Origin of the sequence: Rahnella sp. WP5 (genome assembly GCF_000745615.1) — a bacterium.
In the GTDB taxonomy this organism is placed as follows: Bacteria; Pseudomonadota; Gammaproteobacteria; order Enterobacterales; family Enterobacteriaceae; genus Rahnella; species Rahnella aceris.
Genome location: NZ_KN050720.1, coordinates 542,999 through 564,543 on the forward strand (window position 1 = coordinate 542,999; position 21,545 = coordinate 564,543).

Genomic DNA, 21,545 nt, shown 5'->3' on the forward strand with positions numbered 1-21,545 from the left:
AAGACGGCCAGCGTCAGAACCGCAGGGAGCGGCACACCGCCCCCTTTGGCACATCTCACGACGCGTATCAGCCGCCGTAAACATCAAAGTCGAAGTATTTTTTCGCCAGTTTGTCGTAAGTCCCGTCTTTACGCATGCTGTCAAATGCCTTATTCAGTGCGTCTTTCAGGTCAGTATCCGTCTTACGCAGCCCCATGCCGGTGCCCACGCCGAAGAATTTATCGTCTTTAACTGACGGGCCAGCAAACGCGTAATCTTTACCTGCAGCTTGTTTCAGGAAGCCTTCGCTGCCTGCTACTTCATCCTGGAATGCCGCGTCAAGACGACCGGAAGCCAGATCCGCATAAATCAGATCCTGGTTCTGGTAAGCGACTACGTTGATGCCTTTTGGCTGCCACATCGCGTTGGCATAAGCTTCCTGAGTGGAACCCTGCAGAACGCCGACATTTTTACCTTTCAGCGCATCCAGAGTAGGCAGAACTTTAGAACCTTTAGGCGCGATCAGACGGGCGTTAGCGGCGTAAAGTTTCTCTGTGAAATCAATTTCCTGCTGGCGTTTTTCAGTGATGGATAATGAGGAAATAATCGCATCAATCTTTTTCGCTTTCAGGGACGGGATCAGCGCATCAAAATCACTTTCAACGTAAGTGCATTTAATGGCTGCACGTTTGCACATCTCGTTGGCCAGGTCGATATCAAAACCAACCAGCTTGCCGCTGGAGTCTTTTGATTCAAATGGGGCGTAAGTCGGATCAGTACCGATATTAATTGCTTTAGGCACGGCAGCAAATGCACTACCTGCACTGGCTAAGACCAGAACCAGCGGGAGAACCTTGAACAACTTTTTCATACATTAGCCTCAGTGATTATTCATCTGTTGTGGTTGTGTGTGCGTGAATGAACGTCTTTTTATAGTTTGCTGAACGATGCAAATGGCTTTTTGCCAGATTTTCTCATGCACTTTTCGTGCCGTTTCTCCGCATCGCGACTTTCCGCAGCGAGAGAGTGAAAACCGGTCAAAAAAGCATCGGGATAATGAAAGTTTTCAAAGGTCTGAGGGAAGGATAGCTGAAGGGAGGTTTAACACTGCACCCCAATGAATCAAATTGTGATCATTGTTGGTGCAATGTAACTAAAGTGCGCGAAATGAGTGCGTATTGGGACGTGAAAGTTTAACGACTGCCCTGCCATCGAACAAATAAGTCTTCCGGCAGTTCGATATCAAACTGATCAATCACCCGGTTTACCGTCTGATCGATGATATCTTCCACCGAGGCCGGGCGATGATAAAACGCCGGAACCGGCGGCATAATGACAGCACCCAGTTCAGCGGCCTGGGTCATCAGCCGTAAATGGCCGAGATGCAGCGGCGTTTCACGCACACACAACACCAGACGGCGGCGCTCTTTCAACACCACGTCGGCTGCACGGGTCAGCAGACCGTCGGTGTAACTGTTTACGATGCCGGAAAGCGTTTTGATCGAGCAGGGCAAAATCACCATTCCGGCAGTTTTAAAAGAACCGGAAGAAATGCTGGCCGCGATATCGCGGGAATCATGCACCACATCGGCCAGCGCCTGAACGTCGCGTAGTGTGAGATCGGTTTCCAGTGTCATCGTCTGGCGGGCCGCATTGCTCATCACCAGATGTGTTTCGATATCAGGTACGCTCTGCAATACCTGCAAGAGCCTGACACCATAGATTGCGCCGCTGGCGCCGGAAATACCGACGATAAGTCGTTTCATGAACACTGCCTTAGAAAAATGAACCCGGACCCGATGGTGCCAATACTGACATAAATTCAGGCATAAAAAAACGCGCCCGCCCGGTGTTCACCGGAGGGGCGCGTTTATGCGGATGTCAGCAACCGGCTAATCAGCCTTCGTTGTGCATCTCAAGGTTTTCAGCTTCCTGCTGGCCACGCAACGCCTGAGCGTCGTCATTGCGCAGGGCTTCGAGGTATTCCAGATAGTTCTGGTCAACGTCTTTGGTGACGTAAACACCATCGAAAACTGAACATTCGAATTTCTCGATATCCATATTGTCTTCTTTCACTGCGGCGATCAGGTCGCTCAGATCCTGGAAGATCAAGGCATCAGCACCAATTATCTGGTTGATTTCACTGACTTCACGGCCATGGGCAATCAGCTCGTTCGCGCTTGGCATATCGATACCGTACACGTTCGGGAAACGAATTTCCGGTGCCGCAGAGGCCAGATAAACACGTCGCGCTCCGGCTTCACGCGCCATCTCAACAATCTGTTGAGAGGTGGTGCCACGCACGATGGAGTCATCCACCAGCAACACGTTTTTATCACGGAATTCAGCGCGGTTAGCATTCAGTTTACGGCGTACAGATTTACGGCGTTCCTGCTGGCCCGGCATGATAAAGGTACGGCCGACATAGCGGTTTTTCACAAATCCCTGACGGTACGGTTTATCCAGGATGCGGGCGATTTCCAGCGCGATATCGCAGGAGGTTTCCGGGATCGGGATCACCACGTCAATATCCAGGTCTTCCCATTCACGGGCAATTTTCGCGCCCAGCTTTTCACCCATACGAACTCGGGCGCTGTAGACGGAAATTTTATCGATGAAGGAATCCGGACGCGCGAAATACACGTATTCGAACAGGCACGGATTGTACTGCGGGTTCTCGGCACACATACGGGTGAACAACTGACCTTTTTCGGTGATATACACCGCTTCACCCGGCGCAACGTCGCGCAGGAACTCAAAGCCCAGCGTATCGAGTGCCACACTCTCAGAAGCCACCATGTACTCATTACGGCCATCTTCCAGCGTACGTTTACCAATAACCAGCGGACGGATACCGTGCGGGTCACGGAACGCCAGCATGCCATGACCGATAATCATCGCCACACACGCGTAGGCACCACGGATTTTCAGATTCACTGCGGCAACCGCAGCAAAAATGTTGTCAGCTTCCAGCGGGTAATGCTGGAAACGATCCAGTTCACTCGCCAGGATATTGAGCAGAATCTCAGAATCGGACGTGGTGTTCACATGACGGCGCTGACCTTCAAACAGGTTGCTGCGCAATTCGTGAGCATTGGTCAGGTTGCCGTTATGGGCAAGGGTAATGCCGAACGGAGAGTTGACGTAAAAGGGTTGAGCTTCTGAAGCGCTGGAACTGCCAGCCGTTGGGTAGCGCACATGGCCGATACCCATGTTGCCCTGTAAGCGTTGCATATGGCGGGCTTCGAAAACATCCTTCACCAGGCCATTCGCTTTACGTAAACGGAAGTTATTATTCGCGTCGATGGTGGTGATGCCTGCGGCATCCTGACCACGGTGTTGTAACACCGTTAACGCGTCATAAATCGACTGGTTTACCGGCATGAAACCGGCGATACCGACAATACCGCACATGTTGTCTTTTCCTCTTCAGCGCTGCCAAAACTAAATATGTTTTGGCAAGAAACTCGACGTGCTCTGCAGGTAGTCAAAGAACCACCTGATGATATAACTGAACTGTGGGATCAACTGGGATTGTTTCCAGTCTTCACTTTGCGAAAAACCGGTAAAAGTATCGAGGAAGAACAGCATCGCGGAGACAATTAACACCCCGCGCAGTGCGCCGAAGCACACACCTAACACCCTGTCAGTGCCGGACAACCCGGTTCTTTCAACCAGTGAACCAATCACATAGTTGACAATTGCACCTACGATCAACGTCGCGATGAACAAGATGGCAATTGCGATCCCGTTTCGAACTAACTCATCTTCGAAACGTGTGAAGTAGATGGCGAGGTAAGGGTAATAATGGCTGGCAACAAAAAAGGCGCAAGCCCAGGTTACCAGCGATAAAGCCTCACGAACAAAGCCACGGATCAAACTGACTAAAGCAGAAAATCCGATAACCGCAATAATGACGTAATCAATCCAGACCATTAACTATTCCAGTGTCTAATCCAGTCACATCTGCCCCGGCATCCAGTTCGCGGCGAATTCTAACAGAAAAAGAAAACGTTTGCGTAGGGGAAATCAGCCGGTCAGACAAATTAATAATAGCGATTAAAAAAACCTCAATCGCAGCATAAACCTATAAAAATCCAACCAGAGGATCTTATAGAAAAAGGGCACAAATCGCTTGTGCCCTCCGTGGTATTTTTTATGTTTTAACGACTCCCTCCCCTGCGAAGGGGAGGGTTGGGGTGGGGTATTAATGGCAACGTTGAATCTGGCGTTGCCCGCTAAACCCCCTCCCCGCCTCCCCCTTCGCAGGGGGAGGAGCAAAGTCAGTGTGCGGAGTATGCGCGAACCTGCCCACCCAATCCGCTCAGCTGTTGCAGTTGCGGAAGTGACGCTTCGAGTTTTTGCTTCGAGGCATCCGGGCCGACGTACAGGCGCGTGATCTGCCCCTGTACCGGTGTTGCAGGCACTGTGTAAGCACGGAAACCAGACAACCGCAAATTCGCCACAATCTCATTGGCTTTGGCGGCATTTTTCAATGCGCCAAGCTGCACCACATAAGACTGCCCTGTCGGCGCTTTTTCTGCCGGCGCAGCCTTCGGCTGTTCAACCGGTTTTGGCTGTTCAGCAACGGCCTTCGGTTGCTCAACCGGTTTTGGCTGTTCGACCGGCTTCGGTTTCACCGTTGGCTTCGCTTCCACCATCGGTTTCGGTTCGATCACTTTGGGTTTTTGAGGAGCAGGCTGCACCGTTTTTTTCTGCTCAGGCAGTGTGGTGACCGGCGGCGCTTCTATCGTGGTATTACCCGGCGCCACATTGCCATGATTGGCGGCGTTGGTGTTATTGGCAGGACTTGTATCGTCCTGTTCACCATTCATCATCTGATCGGCACCTTCCGGCGGCTGAGCAGGCAAAGATTGCGTGACCGGTGGCACCGAGTCCTGTTCCTCAACATCACCCGGTTTTGGCACCAATGGAATAGACGCAAATTCGTCTTCGTAATGCTTTTTCTTGCCGTCGAGTAAACCAGGCAAAATGATGACACCCAGTGCCACCAGAATGACCGTCCCGACCAGACGATTTTGAAACTTACTTGCCACTGGTTTTCCCCGTGTCTATAGCATCCATTACGTGAGCTACGGTATGGAACGAGCCGCAGACAATCACAATATCCTGAGGAGCCGCCTCCTGCATAGCCTGTTTCCAGGCAGACTCCACATCATCAAACTGGCGCGCCTGCGGCAGATGGACGGTCAGTTCTTCGACACTGGCCCCGCGCGGGCCTTCCAGCGGCGCGCAATACCATTCATCCACCTGCGGCGACAGGCAAGCCAGCGTACCGGCAATATCTTTGTCTTTCAACATTCCGACGACGGCACGCACTTTGCCACCCTTTCGCGGCTGTTCCGCCAGACGTCCGGCCAGATACGCTGCCGCATGCGGATTGTGCGCGACATCCAGGATCAGCCGCGGCGATTCACTCACCGTCTGGAAACGTCCCGGCAAAGCAGCGCGCTGTAAACCGCTGCGCAACGCGGCTTCAGGAATATCCAGTGTTGAATAATGCAGTGCAGCCAGCGCGGTCGCGGCGTTAGCCAGCGGTACATTCGGCAACGGTAAACCTTCCAGCACGTTAACCTCATTACCTTCTTCCCGCGCTGCCCAGCGCCACTGTCCGGCATCCGCAGAAAAATGCCAGTTCACATCGCGGCGGTGTAAATCCGCATGTTTTTCCTGCGCAACCGCAGCAATGGATTGTGGCATATCCGGCTCACCAACCACGGCCGGTTTACCGGCGCGGAAAATACCGGCTTTTTCGCGGCCAATGCTTTCGCGGTCAGATCCCAGCCAGTCGGTATGATCCAGCGCAATACTGGTGACGACAGCCACGCTGGCATCGACAATATTAGTCGCATCCAGACGACCGCCCAGCCCGACTTCAAGTATCACCACATCCAGCTTAGCCTGTTTAAACAGCTGCAACGCCGACAATGTGCCGTATTCAAAGTAGGTCAGCGAGATATCGCCACGGCCAGCTTCCAGCCCCGCAAAAGATTCGCAATGCGCAGATTCCGCTAATTCTTCCCCCTGAATACGGACACGTTCAGTGTAGCGCACCAGATGCGGGGAGCTGTAAACGCCCACACGGTAACCCGCCGCCATCAGGATGGATTCCAGCGTCGCGCAGGTGGTGCCTTTACCATTGGTTCCGGCCACGGTGAAAACCAGCGGCGCTGGCGTCAGTAAGTCGAGTTTGGCGGCAACCGCTTTGACCCGGTCAAGGCCAAGCTCAATAGCCTGAGAGTGGAGATGTTCAAGATAATAAAGCCACGTGGCCAAAGGCGACGTGGCTTGGGGAATAAGTTGATTTTGCATGAGTCCCGTTCAACCTTGTCAGGTTCACTTCGACACTACATCACCAGACTGTGACAGCAGGCAATGCCCTCTTTGTCAGATCACACCAACAGAGTAAAAGCACGGCTGTCTGTTTTGCAGAAAAACAGTGTGGGCGGCACAACACGCGGTGGCCGCCCGAATAACTGACCGGCGTTTACCCTGTTCGATCAGGCATCCTGGTTGTCAGCGGCAGAACCGTTGACAGCAACATGGACGTCAGCCACTTTCGGCTCCGGTTGCCCGGTCAGTTTCGCCAGAACGCTGCCCAGTTTGGCGCGCATTTCCGGACGACGTACGATCATATCAATCGCACCTTTTTCGATCAGGAATTCACTGCGCTGGAAGCCCGGCGGCAGTTTTTCACGAACGGTTTGCTCGATAACACGTGGACCGGCAAAACCGATCAGCGCCTTCGGCTCCGCGACGTTAATGTCACCCAGCATTGCCAGACTGGCAGAAACACCGCCCATCGTAGGGTCAGTCAGTACAGAAATGTATGGCAGGCCACGTTCCTGTAACTTCGCCAGTGCTGCACTGGTTTTCGCCATCTGCATCAGCGACATCAGCGCTTCCTGCATACGGGCGCCGCCACTGGCAGAGAAACAGACCAGCGGGCAGTTATCTTCCAGTGCCTGCTCAACGGCACGCACAAAACGTGCGCCCACGACGGACGCCATTGAACCGCCCATGAAAGCAAATTCAAACGATGCGACCACGATTGGCATGCCAAACAGCGTACCTTTCATGACGACCATGGCGTCTTTTTCGTTGGTTTCTTTTTGTGCTGCAACCAGACGATCTTTGTATTTCTTGGAATCTTTAAACTTCAGAACATCTTTAGGCTCAAGCTCACTGCCTAACTCAATCTCACTGCCCTCGTCCATGAAAGTGGACAGACGCATACGCGCGGTAAGGCGCATATGGTGGTCGCACTTAGGGCACACCATGAGATTGCGCTCAAGCTCGGCGCGGTAAAGGACCTGCCCGCAGCTGTCACATTTAGTCCAGACGCCCTCAGGAATACTTGCCTTACGGGTTTGCGAGTCAGTGCTCTTACTAAGAATTCGTTCAATCCAGCTCATCGATAACCTTTCTGTTTGAACCCGGCCGAAGCCAGTCCGCTGTTCATGCTGTAACAAGTCCCCTGAAACCTACCCAAAATCGCCTGTGTACGGGGTGATAAAAAACCTCACACACCGCGCCACAGAAGGGTTGTTCGCAGGAACAGACCATAAATTGTCGCTCATTAAACCATAACGGCCAGACACTGTGGATAAAAAACTGGTCCTACCCTCAGGTTTAATGCCTTAAATTTTAAAGCGCTTGCGTAAAAAACGTACGGAATTAATCCTGTTGACGCTTTTCTTTGGCCGCTGCGCGTTTGTGCCGCCAGATTTCAATCACACCCGGCAGGATGGAAACCACAATGATTGCCACGATCAGTAATTTCAGATTTTCCTGAACAATCGGCAGATCGCCGAAAAGGTAGCCAGCATAGGTAAATAACAGCACCCAAACCAGTGCACCAATCACGTTATACGCAGCGAAATGGCGGTAAGACATATGCCCCATACCGGCCACAAACGGTGCAAACGTGCGGACGATCGGCACGAAGCGCGCAAGAATAATCGTTTTGCCGCCATGTTTCTCGTAAAACTTATGCGTCTTGTCCAAATAACTGCGACGGAAAATCTTTGAATCAGGATTACTGAACAGACGTTCACCAAATACCCGTCCGATAGTGTAGTTCACCGCATCGCCGAGTATCGCCGCAATCGCCATCAGGAACGCCATCAGATGAACGTTCATGTCGTTGCCCGGCAACGCCGCCAGCGCACCTGCTACGAACAATAATGAGTCACCCGGCAGGAAAGGTGTCACCACCAGACCGGTTTCGCAGAACAAAATCAGGAATAAAATGCCGTAAACCCAGATGCCATACTGCGCAACCAGCTCCGCTAAATGCACATCAATATGCAAAATGAAATCAATGACAAAGTGAATAAAACCCATTTGATTTTCCACCTCTTTCCGGTTTAACAGCCCATTTAAACAATCGCTTGATCCGTTCCTTAATCTTCGAGGAACAGGGGTCCCATATTCACCTGAGGCAGCGCAAATTTCTCAGGGTAATCCACGCAGACCAGATATAACCCTTCAGGCTTGCCCGTAGCTGCCGCAAGATTGCGATCTTTCGCTGCCAGTAGTTCTCCCATCCAGCCAACAGGCTGATTACCGGCACCGATTTCCACCAGGCTCCCCACGATATTGCGCACCATGTGATGAACAAACGCATTAGCCTTGATATCGACCACCACATAGCTGCCGTGACGGCTCACATTCACATGCATCACATAACGCCACGGCGTACGCGACTGGCACTGTGATGCACGAAAAGACGTGAAATCGTTCTCACCCAGCAACGCCTGACCGGCAAGCTGCATTTTTTCGACGTCGAGCGGCATGTGAACATGGGTCACGCCGGCATGCAAAATCGCTGAACGGTAACGGTTGTTATAAATAACGTATCGATACCGGCGGGCGGTGGCGCTGAAACGGGCATGAAAATCCTCGCCCACATTCGCACACCAGCGCACAGCGATATCTTTGGGCAAATGGGTATTCACCCCCATCGTCCACGCCGCGTCTTTGCGCAGCACCGGCGTGTCAAAATGCACTACCTGCCCCGTTGCGCTGACGCCTGCGTCAGTACGCCCGGCGCAAAACACGACGATCGGGGCATTGGCCACACGGCTCAGTGCTTTTTCCAGACACTCCTGCACGCTGGCGACGCCCTGCTGACGCTGCCAGCCAAAATAGGCACTGCCGTCATATTCAATGCCTAACGCCACACGTCCGGCAACCGGTGCGGTGCTGACGTCAGCGATCACTTCATCGGACATAATCAGTACCAGTACTCGTTAATCAGCTTCTCGGCAGTTTCCACCGCCATCAGTGCGCCGCCAAAACGGACGTTGTCAGCCACTGACCAGAATTGCAGTAACTCAGGAATGCCGTAGTCATTACGGATACAACCGATGCTCAGATTGGCATTACCGGACGCATCGCTGACCTGCGTCGGGAAATCATCTTCATCGCTCAGATTAATATCATCAATGCGTTCGAGTTCAGCGCGCGCTTCTTCCGCTGACAGCGGACGCAAACCTTCCATATGAACCACCTGCGCGTGACCGTAAAACACCGGCGACTGCACACAACTGACAGAAATCGGCAGCCCATCGTCCTGCAACACTTTGCGAACCTGATCCACCAGGCGGCGTTCCTGACGCACACTGCCCTCTTCATCACTGACCAGCGGTAACAGGTTAAACGCCAGTTGTTTGCTGAAAATGCCCTCTTCTGCCGGAATGCCGTTCAGCAGACGGGCGCTTTGCCCGGCCAGATCGTCAACCGCGGCTTTGCCCAGCGCAGAAACGGAAAGCAACGAAGTGACATGCAGACGCGACAAACCGGCCTGTTCGGTCAGTGGTTTGATGGCGGTCAGCAGTTGGCTGGTCAGGCTGTCGGCCACGGCCACGATATTGCGGTTGCGGTAATGAGACAGTGCGTCAGGGTTCACGCCCGGCACCACCAGAGGAATATCGTGTTCAAGAGAGAACAGGCCGCTGCTGTCGATGACCAGACAGCCCTGATTTGCCGCTTCTTCGGCATACAAGGCAGAAGCCTCAGAACCCGCAACAAAGAACGCCAGTTGAACCTGCGACCAGTCGAACTCAGATGCCTGTTGTACGCGCAGACTTTTGCCGTTAAAACGCACGGTCTTACCGGCGCTGCGTTCACTTGCCAGCGGGAAGAGCTCACCAACCGGGAACTGACGATCAGCCAATAATTCCAGTAACGCATCACCGACTGCGCCCGTTGCGCCAAGCAGCGCAATATTCCAGCCATCAGACATGTTGGTATTCTCCAGAAAATAAAAGTACAAAATACAAGGGGCGATGATGATCACCGCCCTGTTTGCAAACGTGTTATCACACCACTCGCGGCGAAAAAACTTAAGGCCGTTTTAAGCAGTGGCTAACTGGCTGTTAAAGCCCAGTTTTTTCAACACACCGGCGGTCGCCGCATCGTCGCAAATCACCCGTAAAGATGACCACTCACGACGTTCTTCATAGAACTTACGCAGCTTGTCGAATTCGCCCGGTTTTCCGGCGACACGGCGCAAAGGCCGGTCATCGCGGCGCACATCATACACTAAGTGAATAAGACGCAGCAGTTTGGCTTCGCTCAGCGCGCCACTCAGCGTCACTTCGGCAAATTCAGGCGCAGGGAGTAATGATTCCGGCGGCACCGTTTGTGGCTGACCGATAAACTGACTGAATGCTTCGAACACCTGTGTGGTGCCGCGTGCTTTCCCTTCCAGGCTGTAACCGGCGATATGTGCCGTGCCGATAGCAACTTTATCCAGCAACGCTAACGACAAATCAGGTTCCGGTTCCCAGACATCCAGCACAGCCGTCAGTTTTTTGCTGCCACTCAGTGCGTCGAGCAGCGCGGCGTTATCCACTACCTCACCACGACAGGCGTTAATGAGGATCCGGTCAGCGGGCAGACGCGCCAGTAAATCCGCATCCACCAGATGATGTGTGGCATAAGGGCCGGACATATTCAGCGGCGTATGGAACGTCAGGATATCGGCTTCAGCGACCAGCTTCTCAAGCGGCCAGAATTCACCGGCATCACCCCGATCGGCTCGCGGCGGATCGCACAATAACGTGCGTACACCCAGCGCTTCAAGGCGGGTATTCAGACGTGAACCGACGTTACCGACACCAATGATCCCGACCGTTTTATCGCGCAGATGGAAACCGTCGCGCTGAGCAAGGATCAGCAAGGATGAGAAAACATATTCCACCACGGCAATGGCATTACAGCCGGGCGCGGCCGAGAAACCAATCCCTGCGCTGGCAAGCCATGCATCATCAACGTGATCGGTGCCCGCCGTGGCGGTACCCACAAATTTCACCGGTTTTCCCGCCAGCAAACTTTCGTTCACTTTGGTCACAGACCGCACCATCAACGCATCGGCATCATTCAGGGCATCTTGCGGGATAGGACGGCCAGGTACGGCCTGCACGTTCCCCAACCGGCTAAAAAGCTCGACGGCATACGGCATATTTTCATCAACCAGGATTTTCACGTTTGTCTCCGGCAGCATGGCCTAAAGAAAGAATAGAAAATAAAGAGGGCATTGATTTTGCCACGATACCGGGCCAGATCCCAACTTTCAGGGCACAGGTTTACCTGTCGTTACGAAAACGCTGCGGCGTGGTGCCGGAAACCTGCTGGAACATGGCGATAAATGCCGAAGACGAGCTGTAGCCCAGATCAAGCGCGACTTCCTGCACCGTTTTCCCCTGCTCCAGCAATGAGACCGAATGCAGGAAACGCAACCGCTGACGCCATTGGGCAAAACTCATCCCCAGTTCCTGCTGGCAACGCCGCGACAACGTTCGTTCGGTGGTATACACCTGCTTCGCCCATTGCGCCAGCGACGTATTATCCGCCGGGTTTTTCTCCAGTGCGCTCAGAACGGGGGCCAGTAATTTATTTTCCGATGTGGGTAAATAAGTGTTCTGACGGGGTGCCAGACTGATTTGATCCAGTAAAACGCGGCACATACGCAGATCCGTTTCACTCTGCGGCTCGGTCATATTCCGTGAGAAACAGTCATCAGCAATGGCGTTAAAAATGGCCGTCGGCGTCAGCAGACAAGGCCCGGCGGGCAGATGGGTATCCAGCTCAGGCGCGATATCAATGACGCAAAAACGCGTGGTTTTACGGTTATAGCTTGAATGCTCAACCCCTGCGGGCACCCAGATAGCGAATTCACGCGGGGCCAGATAACGCTGTCCGGCCACGCGCATGGCAAGAACGCCGGATTTCACGCAGATAATCTGGCTCCACGGATGTGAATGCTCAACATACTCAGAATTCCCCTCCACAATTTCCCCGCGAAAAAGCAGGGTCACCGGCATCTTTTCCGGTAACGGCGGGTAATATCGGGGCAAAGAACTACGGGGCGCGGGCATAAATACCTTTTGTCTGTGAGCAACACGAGGATTGTCTGAATTACGCGATCAGTTGTCTGATTATCGTTATATATAACAAATAAGACAACCGTACACTGACGTGACGATTTACTCAGGAATAATATTCAATGAATGTGCTCTTTCCCCTGCTCGCCGTCCTGATCTGGTCGCTGAATGCTGTTGTCAGCAAAGCCTCGGCCAGCGCGATTGATCCTGCCGCCATTTCGTTCTACCGCTGGCTTCTGGCATTGCTGACGCTGACGCCTTTCGTTCTGCCCGGCATGCTGCGCAACCTTCAGGTGGTGAAACAATACGGGTGGAAACTGCTGATCCTCGGCCTGTTGGGCATGGTGCTGTATCAAAGTCTGGCTTACTACGCCGCACACAGCGTCAGCGCACTGTTTATGGGCATCCTGAATTCACTCATCCCGCTGCTGACCGTGCTGATTGGCCTGTTTGTGCTCAGTGTGGTCCCGACACTAGGTGTGGCGCTGGGCAGTATTATTTCCCTCGGCGGTTTAGTCTGGCTGGTCAGTGCCGGGGATCCGGCGCAGTTGCTGCAACACGGCATCGGCACGGGCGAACTGATGATGTTTGCGGCTTCGGCCTCCTACGCGCTGTATGGCGTGCTCACCAAACGCTGGGCGATCCCGCTGCCGAACTGGCAGTCGTTGTATGTGCAGATCATTTTCGGCGTTTTATTGCTGCTGCCCAACTTCCTGCTCGCGAAGGATGTCAGCCTGACGGCACATAATATTCCGCTGGTGCTTTTCGCCGGGATCCCGGCGTCAATTATTGCGCCATTTTTGTGGATCCAGGGCGTGATCCGTTTGGGTGCCAATAAAGCGTCGATTTTCATGAATCTGTCGCCGATTTTCACTGCGGTCATCGCCGTACTGTTTCTGCACGAACAGTTGCACAGCTACCATCTGATTGGCGGAGGTATCACGCTTGCCGGGGTCATTCTGGCACAGCGTTTGCGAAAGCCGCTGTTCACCCGTAGCGCGTCCGCGAAACAAAAATAAATTATCTCAATCGTATGCCATCTTCACTGAAGAGGGCGGAGCCTTCCCTCCACTTTCTGCTTTCGCGCCCCGCCAGACGTTTTTAGCGGCTGTTTTAGGAAACAATATCCTGAAGAATCTTTCTCAGCCTGCTATTCACTGTGTCGATTAAAACACTTTGCAGGTATGATGAGGCGCTTCCGCGCTCTGCGCCGTGCTTTTTACTTATCATTGAGTTTAAGCGACGTTTTAAATTTCCAGCGAAGGACGGTGATATGCAACCTTTGAGCGGCCCGGGCATGCCGGTTGGCGACAACAGAACACAACCCCAGGGTCAGACCGTTCCGGCTAAAGCAGGTACTGAGCTGCCATTAACGCCGGTACAGCGCACCACGCTGGAAAAACTGATCGTCAAACTGATGGCACTGACGCCAATCAAATCTGCTGAGATCTGGGCCAATTTGCGCCACGATCTTGCGTTGCCTCACGGTGCAGAAATCACCTCGCAGCAGTTCCCGCAGGCCGAAGCGCTGTTGCAGGGAAAACTCTCGCAGGCGCAGGACAGCCATGCCTCGCGCCAGCTGATGCTGCAACTGACTGAGCTGCTGCCGCAGGGTAATAACCGGCAGGCGGTGAGCGACTTTATCCGCCAGAATTTCGGTCATACCGTGCTGAGTCAGCTGACGCATCCGCAGTTGCAACAGGTGCTGGATCTGATCCAGACCCGTCAGATGAATATCCCGCAGCCCCAGCAGACGCCGGTCACCGATCGTCCGTTGCTGCCTGCCGAACACAACAGCCTGCAACAGCTTGTCACCCGCCTCAGTGCAGCCACTGGCGAAGCCCCGGTGAAAGTCTGGCAGGAACTGTTTACGCTGGTTGGCGTGAAAGTGGGCGAACCTATACCGGCGAAGCATTTTCAGGTGCTCAGCCAGTTTATGCAGGTGAAAGCGTCACTGAGCCAGCAGACCACCGCACCAACGCTGACCACATTGCTGAGCGTGCTCAAGCAACCGGCCAGCACCCATGAAATTCATCAGCTAACGGAATACGCCGAAAACCGTTTCAGTGCGACGCTTTCCACGCCGCTGACGCAGGTTCAGGTCAGTGATCTGATTGGTGTGCTGTTCAGCCAGCGGGTTGACCGTTCTCCACGCGCCGATGATACAGACGATACATTCACCACCGTGACACGGACCGATCCTCAACCGATCATGAATCCGTTTATCGCGATGTTGCCGCCGTCCATGCAGGCGATGGGCGGCAAGCCGCTGTTGTTTATCGCGTTCGTGGTGGTCGTACTGCTGTTGTGGTTGCTGTTTTAATCCTGCAATAACGCCTTATCAACAACCGCAATCTGACGGCATTTGTTCCCGTGAATACTGTCCGCGTTCTTCACCTGGCGTAACCGGGTGCTGATCGCGGATCCAGAAATCCAGCCCGCCAATCATTTCCTTTACCCTGAATCCGAGTTTCGCCAGTTTATACGCGCCCTGCGTCGAACCGTTGCAGCCAATTCCGTCGCAATACGTCACGTACACCACGTCTTTGCGAAGTTCGCGGGTGCTTTCTGCTGTCATCAGTTTATGCGGAAAACTGACCGCGCCCGGCACATGGCCGCGTGCATAATGTTCAGCAGAACGGGTATCAATAACCACAATTGCGCTCACACCGTTCTGTAAATCCGCCGCGACATCGGCGGCATCAGTATAAAAACTCAGTTTCGACAACAAATACGCAGCACTGATTTCAGGTGACGGTGGTGCGAATCCCAAAACAAAAGACTCTTGTTGCATAAACGCTTCCTCGTTAAGTGATATGGCTGAAAACAGTTCCATCATCGCTGTTTTTGGTCTTATGATTAATGCCAATTTCAAGCCGATGATAAGACCCATTATGCCAGCACTGTCTCAGCCCTCTGCACTGATTACGCTTTTCGAAAACACAGCGACCAACGGTTCAGGCGCTGCGGCAGGTTTGCGTGACCGGCTGTGTGCTGCGTTGCGGCAGGCCATCAATTCCGGCGCGCTGGCTGGCGGAGAACGCTTGCCCTCTTCCCGCATCCTGGCCTGTGATCTGAAACTCTCACGGGTGACCGTGGAAGCCGCCTACGCGCAGGCAGAAGCGGAGGGCTATCTTCAGCGCCATACCGGCAAAGGCACCTTTGTCAGCCAGTCACTGCCCCGCGCTCCGTCCTCCCGAAACAGTAAAGTCATCCCACCGGGATTGGCGGGATTGTCAGCGCGCGGAGAGAAAATTGTCGCCACCGGCGGTTGTCGTGATCCGCAATCGCCCGTCGCCTTTGCAGCCGGCTCGCCTGATCTGCGCGCCTTCCCGCTGAAAATCTGGAAGCAAATCACCGCCAGACAACTGCGGACTCAGGGCGAACGTCTGCTGGGATATGGCGACCCGCAAGGGTATTTGCCGTTGCGCGAGGCGCTGGCCAGCTATCTTCAGCAGTCACGCGGGGTCATTTGCAGCGCTGAACACATCCTGATCACCACCAGTTCTCAGCAGGCATTACAACTGCTGGCGATGCTGCTGATTGATCCGGCGGATAGGGTTTGGGTTGAGCAGCCGGGATATCCGGGCGCCCGCAACGCGTTTGCCAGTGCCGGAGCCGACATTTGCGCCAATGCGGTGGATGAACAGGGAATGGCACCGGAAGCTGATTCACCCGTGCCACGCCTTATGTACCTGACACCATCACACCATTACCCGACCGGTGTCAGCCTGAGTTTGTCACGCCGTTTACACCTGCTCGAATACGCGAAACGTCACAACAGCTGGATCATCGAAGATGATTATGACAGCGAACTGCATTACGACGGGCGACCGCTTCCGGCCATGCAGGGGCTGGATAAACATCAGCGGGTTATTTATGTGGGGACGTTCTCGAAAGTTTTATTTCCGTCTTTGCGGCTGGCCTATGCCGTATTACCGCCTGCGCTGGTGGCGCCAATGGTGATGATGCGCACCGTGAATGACGGCCATTCTTCGCAACTGATGCAGGCCGTCACGGCGGAATTTATGCAGGCCGGGCATTTCGCTTCACATCTGCGCTTGTCACGTCAGCTTTACCATAGCCGCCGTGATCATCTGCTGGCGCAAATTAAGCAAAAGATTGAATGGCTGACACCTCAGGTGGCAGCCGGAGGGTTACAGCTCGCTGCCCGTCTGCCTGCCGGGCAGGAACCGCATTTCAGCGCCCTTGCCGCACAGGCTGGCGTTGAGACGCCACGGCTTTCACCTTTGTTTACCGCCAGCGCCGGTGTAGTGACACAACATCAGGACGGCTGGCTGCTCGGGTTCTCAGCATTAACCCCCGCTGAAATCACCGCCGCCGTGAACCGTCTGGCTTCGCTGCAGGTGCCTGTCATTTAACAAACAGCGTCAGCAATAGCCAGCCCGTGATGCCGCTGAACAGCAGGAACGGGAAAGAGTAATAGTGAAACCGCAGCCAGATCTTTTTGTCATTCGCCATGCGTAACGAGATGAGATTGGCCAGTGAGCCTATCGCCAGCCCGAAACCGCCGGCATTGACGGCATAAGCCAGCAGCGGCCCGGAAGGTAAATAGTTGATCATCAGGATCGTCGCAGGCACATTGCTGATCACCTGAGAAAGCCCGATGCTCAGCAGATAATGTCCGTAATCTGGCAAGCTATGAATGTGGGTAAACGCAGGCTGCAGGGCATTCAACCCGACCAGTAAACGCACATCGATAAACATCACGATAAACACCAGGATCAGCGGCCAGTCGATACGCAGCAGAACATTCCGCGCCAGCAATAAAAAGCACAGGATCACCGCCAGCAACCCATACAACGCCAGCCCCAGATCGACACAGGCAATAAACACCACGTAAAGGACGACGCAGCTTACCAGCAGACGCTTGCGGAAAGGGTATCCCTGATTGTTTTCAATCTTTTTCAGACTATGCGACGGAAAACAAAACCAGGTCACCAGCAATAATGCAGCCAGGGTTATCAGCGCCAGCGGTGCCATCTGCCCGATAAAATGCAGGAACGACTGACCGGATTTATTCCATAGCAGGATATTTTGCGGATTACCGATCGGCGTAAGCAGCGAACCGGCATTCACCGCCAGCGCTTCAAATATAATCAGCCGCGTCACCGGTAACGACGTCAGTTTCTTCAGCGTGATCGTCAGCGGAATCACGATGAACAGTGCGACGTCATTGGTCATAAACGTGGACAGCAGCGCCGCCGCAGTGACCAGAAACAGCGCCAGCCGCCGCTCATTGTCGATGGCGTTAATCATCTTACGGCCAACAAAATCAAAATAACCGCTGACCTCAACGCCCTTGGTCAGCATCAGCAAACCCAGCAAAGTTACGATCGTGTCCCAGTCCACAAACTGCGGGAACCGGCTGATTTTCTCCGGCTGGAACAGGGTCAGAATGACGCCAAGCAGGATTAACAGATGCAAAAATCTGTCACGTAAAAAAGGCTTCAATACAGAGCCAGATGCCGCCATCAACATGTTTTTTTCTTCTCTGATCAGAATGCGCTGACGTTACCCGAAGAATTTCGCCGCTGCCAGCGGATAACATCGATCAGCATAAAAATAAGTAAACTCGCGCCCATTACTGGCAATGAAATTGCCAGACCGAGCGTGATCACCAAAATCGGGCATTGCAGGCTGAACGGCACCGACTTCCAGGTTTGCAGCAGAGTAACAACCGGATGACTACCGTCATTGCTGACCGTTCTGCGCAGCCACCACAGGCGATATCCCCAGGCAATCATCACGCAAAGTCCGACACCAAAAATCACCAGGATGGCCTGATTCCAGACGCCGAACAGAATCCCCATATGTGCATCCACGCCCCAGCGGGTGAGTTTGGCGAGCAACGGGAAATCAGCAAACCGCACGTGATCGACAATCTGCATGGAGCGGGGATCGACGGACACCGCATCCACCTGCGTCGGCCAGCGGCGATCAACTTCCGTCACCGTCCAGGCTTTCTCCGCATTATACGTCGGACGGATTTCAATCTTGTTCGCCGTAATGCCAGACTCACGCGCCGCCTGTACCACTGCATCAAAAGTCTGTGCAGAAACAGCGACGGCTTGCGGCACAGCAGGCATTTTATGCGCAGACATGTCCATTCCCGGCATATCAGGCATGTCTGCCATCTGCGCATGATGTTCCGCATGTTCATCCGCAGGTGCGGCGACCGCCTGCGGATCCAGACTGGTTTTCACGGCAGGCGTCATCCAGCCCATATACGCGCGCAGCACACCGATATTGTCACCCGCCCATTGCGACCACGTCAGGCCGGTAGCGGAGAAGAACAGTAAGCCAGCCAGTAAACACAGGCCGAGCGTGCTGTGCCAGCGGCGACTGTGCTGCTGTTTTTCCGCTTTCCCGCTGACCTTACGCAACTGGCGGGGTTGACGGCGGCCAGTGAACCAGAGCACCACGCCACCCAATGCCGCTACCCACAACCAGGAGGCGGCGAGTTCGCTGTAAATACGCCCCGCATCACCGAGTAGTAAGCCGCGATGTAAATCATCCAGCCAGGTGCGGAACGGCAAAATGCCACTGGTGCCGTACACCGTCATGTCCCCTTTCACCGCCAGCGTCACCGGATCGATGAAAATCGCCCGGCTTTTGGAGGCGCCCAGTTGCGGATCAGAAAACATGACCCGTGTGGTCTCACCGGCAGACGGAGCCGGCCTGACCGCATAAATCTGTCTATCCTGACCGGTTACGTTTAGCGCCGCATCAATCTGTCGGGAAAGCGGCTGCGGTTCGCCGTGTGAGGAGGTGAAGAGCGCATCAGAATAGAGATAATTTTCGAACTGAGGGGTCAGCACATACAACGTACCGGTGAGTGCCGCGACAAAAATAAACGGTCCGACGAACAGGCCAATGTAAAAATGCACACGGCGCAGCAACGCCAGAAAGGCCGCTTGTGCAGGCATTTTTTTACCCGCGCTGGCAGGCAGGTTTGCAGGTTGATTCATAAATCTGATTTCCTGAATTTCAAATAGCACGCCGTCAACAGCGATAACAATCGCAGTTAACTTGAAAAAATTGATTCAGAGGCAGTTACAGAAAAACAGGCGGTGCGCGGGGTTGGGAATCCGTGAAAAACAGCGAAGGGATAAGACGTTGTATAACAGCACGCGGAGGGGCACGGCTGGAAAAATCCAGCGACCACAGCATCGGCATGGCCTGCAAATCGAGCATCGGTAAATGCACCAGCAGCACGCAATAACCGCAGGCAGCATCGCTCATTTCACCGGAAAGCATAGCTTTCACCGCATCCTGCGGCGCTGATTTACAGGCTTGCTTCTGACAATGTTCCATCGATGATGCGTGATGACCTGACATATTCATGTCAGCCATATCTGCATCCGGCATATCCATGTCCATATCGGACATCATCATGCCGGGCATCATCATATGCTGCGCACCCTCAGCCACCAGCGATTTAGAAATCACCGGCGCAATAAACAACATCAGGATCGCCACTATCCCGAGCCAGGCCGGAACATGCAGATGTCGATGATGGATGTGTCTGAGTGAGAGCATTATGTCAACAAGGTGAAAATAAGAAGCGGAGAAATTGTACCTGAATTGTTGAGAAACATATCCAAAATCATTCGAGTTGCATCAAGGCGGCGAGAGAATGAATCCTCAGGAGCTTACAAAAGTAAGTGACTGAGGTGAATGAACGAAGCCAGCGCAGAGGCGGCCCGAAGGATGATGGATGTAAAAAAGCCCGCTCGGAAGCAGGCTTTTATTGACTGACTCAGCGACAGATTATTTGTCGTTTTTCAGCTTACGCATGACCAGCGTGGCGTTGGTGCCACCGAAGCCGAAGCTGTTGGACATCACAGTCGTCAGCTCGCGCTGAGTGGGTTTAGTGATGATGTCCATGCCTTCTGCCTGCTCATCGAGGTTCTCGATGTTGATGCTTGGCGCGATGAAGCCGTATTCAGCCATCAGCAAGGTATAGATCGCTTCCTGAACGCCTGCGGCACCCAGCGAGTGACCGGTCATGGCTTTGGTAGAAGACAGTGCCGGGGTTTTATCGCCGAACACTTCACGGATAGCACCCAGTTCTTTCACGTCGCCGACCGGGGTAGAAGTCCCATGCACGTTCACGTAATCGATTGGGGTATCCACGCCGTTCATTGCCATTTTCATGCAACGCACTGCGCCTTCACCAGATGGAGCCACCATGTCTGCGCCGTCAGACGTTGCGCCGTAGCCAACGATTTCTGCGTAAATGTGCGCGCCACGTGCCAGAGCGTGTTCCAGCTCTTCGACAACAACCATACCGCCGCCGCCTGCGATAACGAAACCGTCACGCGCTTTGTCGTAGGTACGGGAAGCTTTGTCTGGTGTTTCGTTGTAGCTGGTGGACAGTGCGCCCATCGCGTCGAATTCGCACGCCATTTCCCAGCACAGCTCTTCACCGCCACCGGCAAACACCACGTCCTGTTTGCCCAGCTGAATCATTTCTACCGCGTTACCGATGCAGTGTGCAGAGGTGGCACAGGCAGAACTGATGGAATAGTTAACACCACGAATTTTGAATGGGGTCGCAAGGCAGGCTGAAACGCCGGAAGCCATCGCTTTGGTCACCATGTAAGGGCCAACGCCGCGCAGGCCTTTGGCACGCATACCGTCGGAGCCCGCAACCTGATTGCGCGGAGAACCGCCGCCGGAACCTGCAATCAGGCCGGTACGTTCGTTGGAAACCATTTCAGGGGTCAGACCAGAGTCTTCAATCGCCTGTTGCATGGAAAGGTAAGCGTAGATCGAGGCATCACTCATGAAACGCACAATCTTACGATCGATGAGGCCTGCGGTGTCTAATTTGACATCACCCCAGACGTGACTACGCATCCCGGCATCTTTCAGCTCTTGCGAGAAGGTGATCCCAGAGCGACCTTCCTGCAGAGATGCAAGAACTTCCTGCTTGTTGTTACCGATGCTCGAGATGATACCCAGGCCAGTAATCACTGCACGTTTCATTTAATACCTCTTGTACTATTCACCATTTGGGATTTCGTCACGCACTCTAGCGTACAGTTGTACGCCGAACAAGTCCGATCAGCAATTCCTTGTGTAAATCGTGGTAAATTTGCGCGGGTGCAAACGCAGCGTTAAACT

20 protein-coding genes are annotated in these 21,545 nt (G+C 53.7%); 3 read left to right on the forward strand and 17 right to left on the reverse strand.

Going from position 1 to position 21,545, the window contains the following annotated elements; all coding sequences use genetic code 11:
• Nucleotides 1–67 precede the first annotated feature (67 nt).
• The 12 genes from argT to EX31_RS19615 all read right to left on the reverse strand — a co-directional run bounded on the left by argT (nt 68) and on the right by EX31_RS19615 (nt 12,386).
• Complete coding sequence (argT, locus tag EX31_RS19560; protein WP_013574564.1) at nt 68–850, reverse strand: lysine/arginine/ornithine ABC transporter substrate-binding protein ArgT; 783 nt, start codon at nt 848–850, stop codon at nt 68–70.
• Nucleotides 851–1,172: 322 nt separating this feature from the next.
• Nucleotides 1,173–1,745: a UbiX family flavin prenyltransferase gene (locus EX31_RS19565; protein ID WP_013574563.1), complete on the reverse strand. Its 573-nt coding sequence runs from the start codon at nt 1,743–1,745 to the stop codon at nt 1,173–1,175.
• A 130-nt stretch (nt 1,746–1,875) separates the two neighbouring features.
• Nucleotides 1,876–3,393, reverse strand: a complete 1,518-nt coding sequence (purF, locus tag EX31_RS19570) for an amidophosphoribosyltransferase (RefSeq protein ID WP_013574562.1) — start codon at nt 3,391–3,393, stop codon at nt 1,876–1,878.
• 30 nt (nt 3,394–3,423) lie between these two features.
• Entirely contained in the window at nt 3,424–3,915 is a 492-nt protein-coding gene (gene cvpA, locus EX31_RS19575) for a colicin V production protein (RefSeq protein ID WP_013574561.1), read from the reverse strand.
• Between the two features lie 347 nt (nt 3,916–4,262).
• On the reverse strand, nt 4,263–5,036 hold the full coding sequence (gene dedD / locus EX31_RS19580; RefSeq protein WP_037036222.1) for a cell division protein DedD: 774 nt from the start codon (nt 5,034–5,036) through the stop codon (nt 4,263–4,265).
• Nucleotides 5,026–6,312 (reverse strand): bifunctional tetrahydrofolate synthase/dihydrofolate synthase, encoded by a 1,287-nt coding sequence (folC, locus tag EX31_RS19585; RefSeq protein ID WP_013574559.1) that lies wholly within the window; start codon nt 6,310–6,312, stop codon nt 5,026–5,028. Before folC ends, dedD begins: the two co-directional genes overlap by 11 nt.
• A 188-nt stretch (nt 6,313–6,500) precedes the next feature.
• On the reverse strand, nt 6,501–7,415 hold the full coding sequence (accD, locus tag EX31_RS19590) for an acetyl-CoA carboxylase, carboxyltransferase subunit beta (RefSeq protein ID WP_013574558.1): 915 nt from the start codon (nt 7,413–7,415) through the stop codon (nt 6,501–6,503).
• 262 nt (nt 7,416–7,677) lie between these two features.
• Nucleotides 7,678–8,346: a DedA family protein gene (locus EX31_RS19595; RefSeq protein WP_013574557.1), complete on the reverse strand. Its 669-nt coding sequence runs from the start codon at nt 8,344–8,346 to the stop codon at nt 7,678–7,680.
• A 59-nt stretch (nt 8,347–8,405) separates the two neighbouring features.
• Nucleotides 8,406–9,236, reverse strand: coding sequence for a tRNA pseudouridine(38-40) synthase TruA (gene truA / locus EX31_RS19600; protein ID WP_013574556.1), 831 nt, complete (start codon nt 9,234–9,236; stop codon nt 8,406–8,408).
• A gap of 2 nt (nt 9,237–9,238) precedes the next feature.
• Complete coding sequence (locus EX31_RS19605) at nt 9,239–10,249, reverse strand: aspartate-semialdehyde dehydrogenase (protein ID WP_013574555.1); 1,011 nt, start codon at nt 10,247–10,249, stop codon at nt 9,239–9,241.
• A gap of 111 nt (nt 10,250–10,360) precedes the next feature.
• Nucleotides 10,361–11,494 carry a 4-phosphoerythronate dehydrogenase PdxB gene (gene pdxB, locus EX31_RS19610; RefSeq protein WP_037036223.1) on the reverse strand — a complete coding sequence of 378 codons (1,134 nt, stop codon included), beginning with the start codon at nt 11,492–11,494 and terminating at the stop codon, nt 10,361–10,363.
• Nucleotides 11,495–11,594: 100 nt separating this feature from the next.
• Nucleotides 11,595–12,386, reverse strand: a complete 792-nt coding sequence (locus tag EX31_RS19615) for an AraC family transcriptional regulator (protein WP_037036224.1) — start codon at nt 12,384–12,386, stop codon at nt 11,595–11,597.
• Between the two features lie 128 nt (nt 12,387–12,514).
• Here EX31_RS19615 and EX31_RS19620 point away from each other — a divergent pair, with 128 nt between their 5' ends.
• Complete coding sequence (locus EX31_RS19620) at nt 12,515–13,411, forward strand: DMT family transporter (RefSeq protein WP_037036226.1); 897 nt, start codon at nt 12,515–12,517, stop codon at nt 13,409–13,411.
• A gap of 254 nt (nt 13,412–13,665) precedes the next feature.
• Nucleotides 13,666–14,715, forward strand: coding sequence for a flagella biosynthesis regulator Flk (gene flk, locus EX31_RS19625; protein WP_013574551.1), 1,050 nt, complete (start codon nt 13,666–13,668; stop codon nt 14,713–14,715).
• A gap of 18 nt (nt 14,716–14,733) precedes the next feature.
• On the opposite strand, the gene EX31_RS19630 is transcribed toward flk, so the two are convergent.
• Nucleotides 14,734–15,186, reverse strand: a complete 453-nt coding sequence (locus tag EX31_RS19630) for a rhodanese-like domain-containing protein (protein WP_037036229.1) — start codon at nt 15,184–15,186, stop codon at nt 14,734–14,736.
• Between the two features lie 100 nt (nt 15,187–15,286).
• Here EX31_RS19630 and EX31_RS19635 point away from each other — a divergent pair, with 100 nt between their 5' ends.
• Complete coding sequence (locus EX31_RS19635) at nt 15,287–16,774, forward strand: MocR-like pyridoxine biosynthesis transcription factor PdxR (RefSeq protein ID WP_231576088.1); 1,488 nt, start codon at nt 15,287–15,289, stop codon at nt 16,772–16,774.
• On the opposite strand, the gene EX31_RS19640 is transcribed toward EX31_RS19635, so the two are convergent.
• The 4 genes from EX31_RS19640 to fabB form a co-directional block, all read right to left on the reverse strand.
• Nucleotides 16,767–17,894: an SLC13 family permease gene (locus EX31_RS19640; RefSeq protein ID WP_037036231.1), complete on the reverse strand. Its 1,128-nt coding sequence runs from the start codon at nt 17,892–17,894 to the stop codon at nt 16,767–16,769. The genes EX31_RS19635 and EX31_RS19640 overlap by 8 nt on opposite strands.
• 17 nt (nt 17,895–17,911) lie before the next feature.
• The gene (locus EX31_RS19645; protein WP_037036232.1) at nt 17,912–19,384 is read right to left on the reverse strand and encodes a PepSY-associated TM helix domain-containing protein; all 1,473 of its coding nucleotides are present in this window, start codon (nt 19,382–19,384) and stop codon (nt 17,912–17,914) included.
• 85 nt (nt 19,385–19,469) lie between these two features.
• Nucleotides 19,470–19,955, reverse strand: a complete 486-nt coding sequence (locus EX31_RS19650) for a DUF2946 domain-containing protein (RefSeq protein ID WP_037036233.1) — start codon at nt 19,953–19,955, stop codon at nt 19,470–19,472.
• Nucleotides 19,956–20,186: 231 nt separating this feature from the next.
• On the reverse strand, nt 20,187–21,407 hold the full coding sequence (fabB, locus tag EX31_RS19655; protein WP_013574545.1) for a beta-ketoacyl-ACP synthase I: 1,221 nt from the start codon (nt 21,405–21,407) through the stop codon (nt 20,187–20,189).
• Nucleotides 21,408–21,545 lie beyond the last annotated feature (138 nt).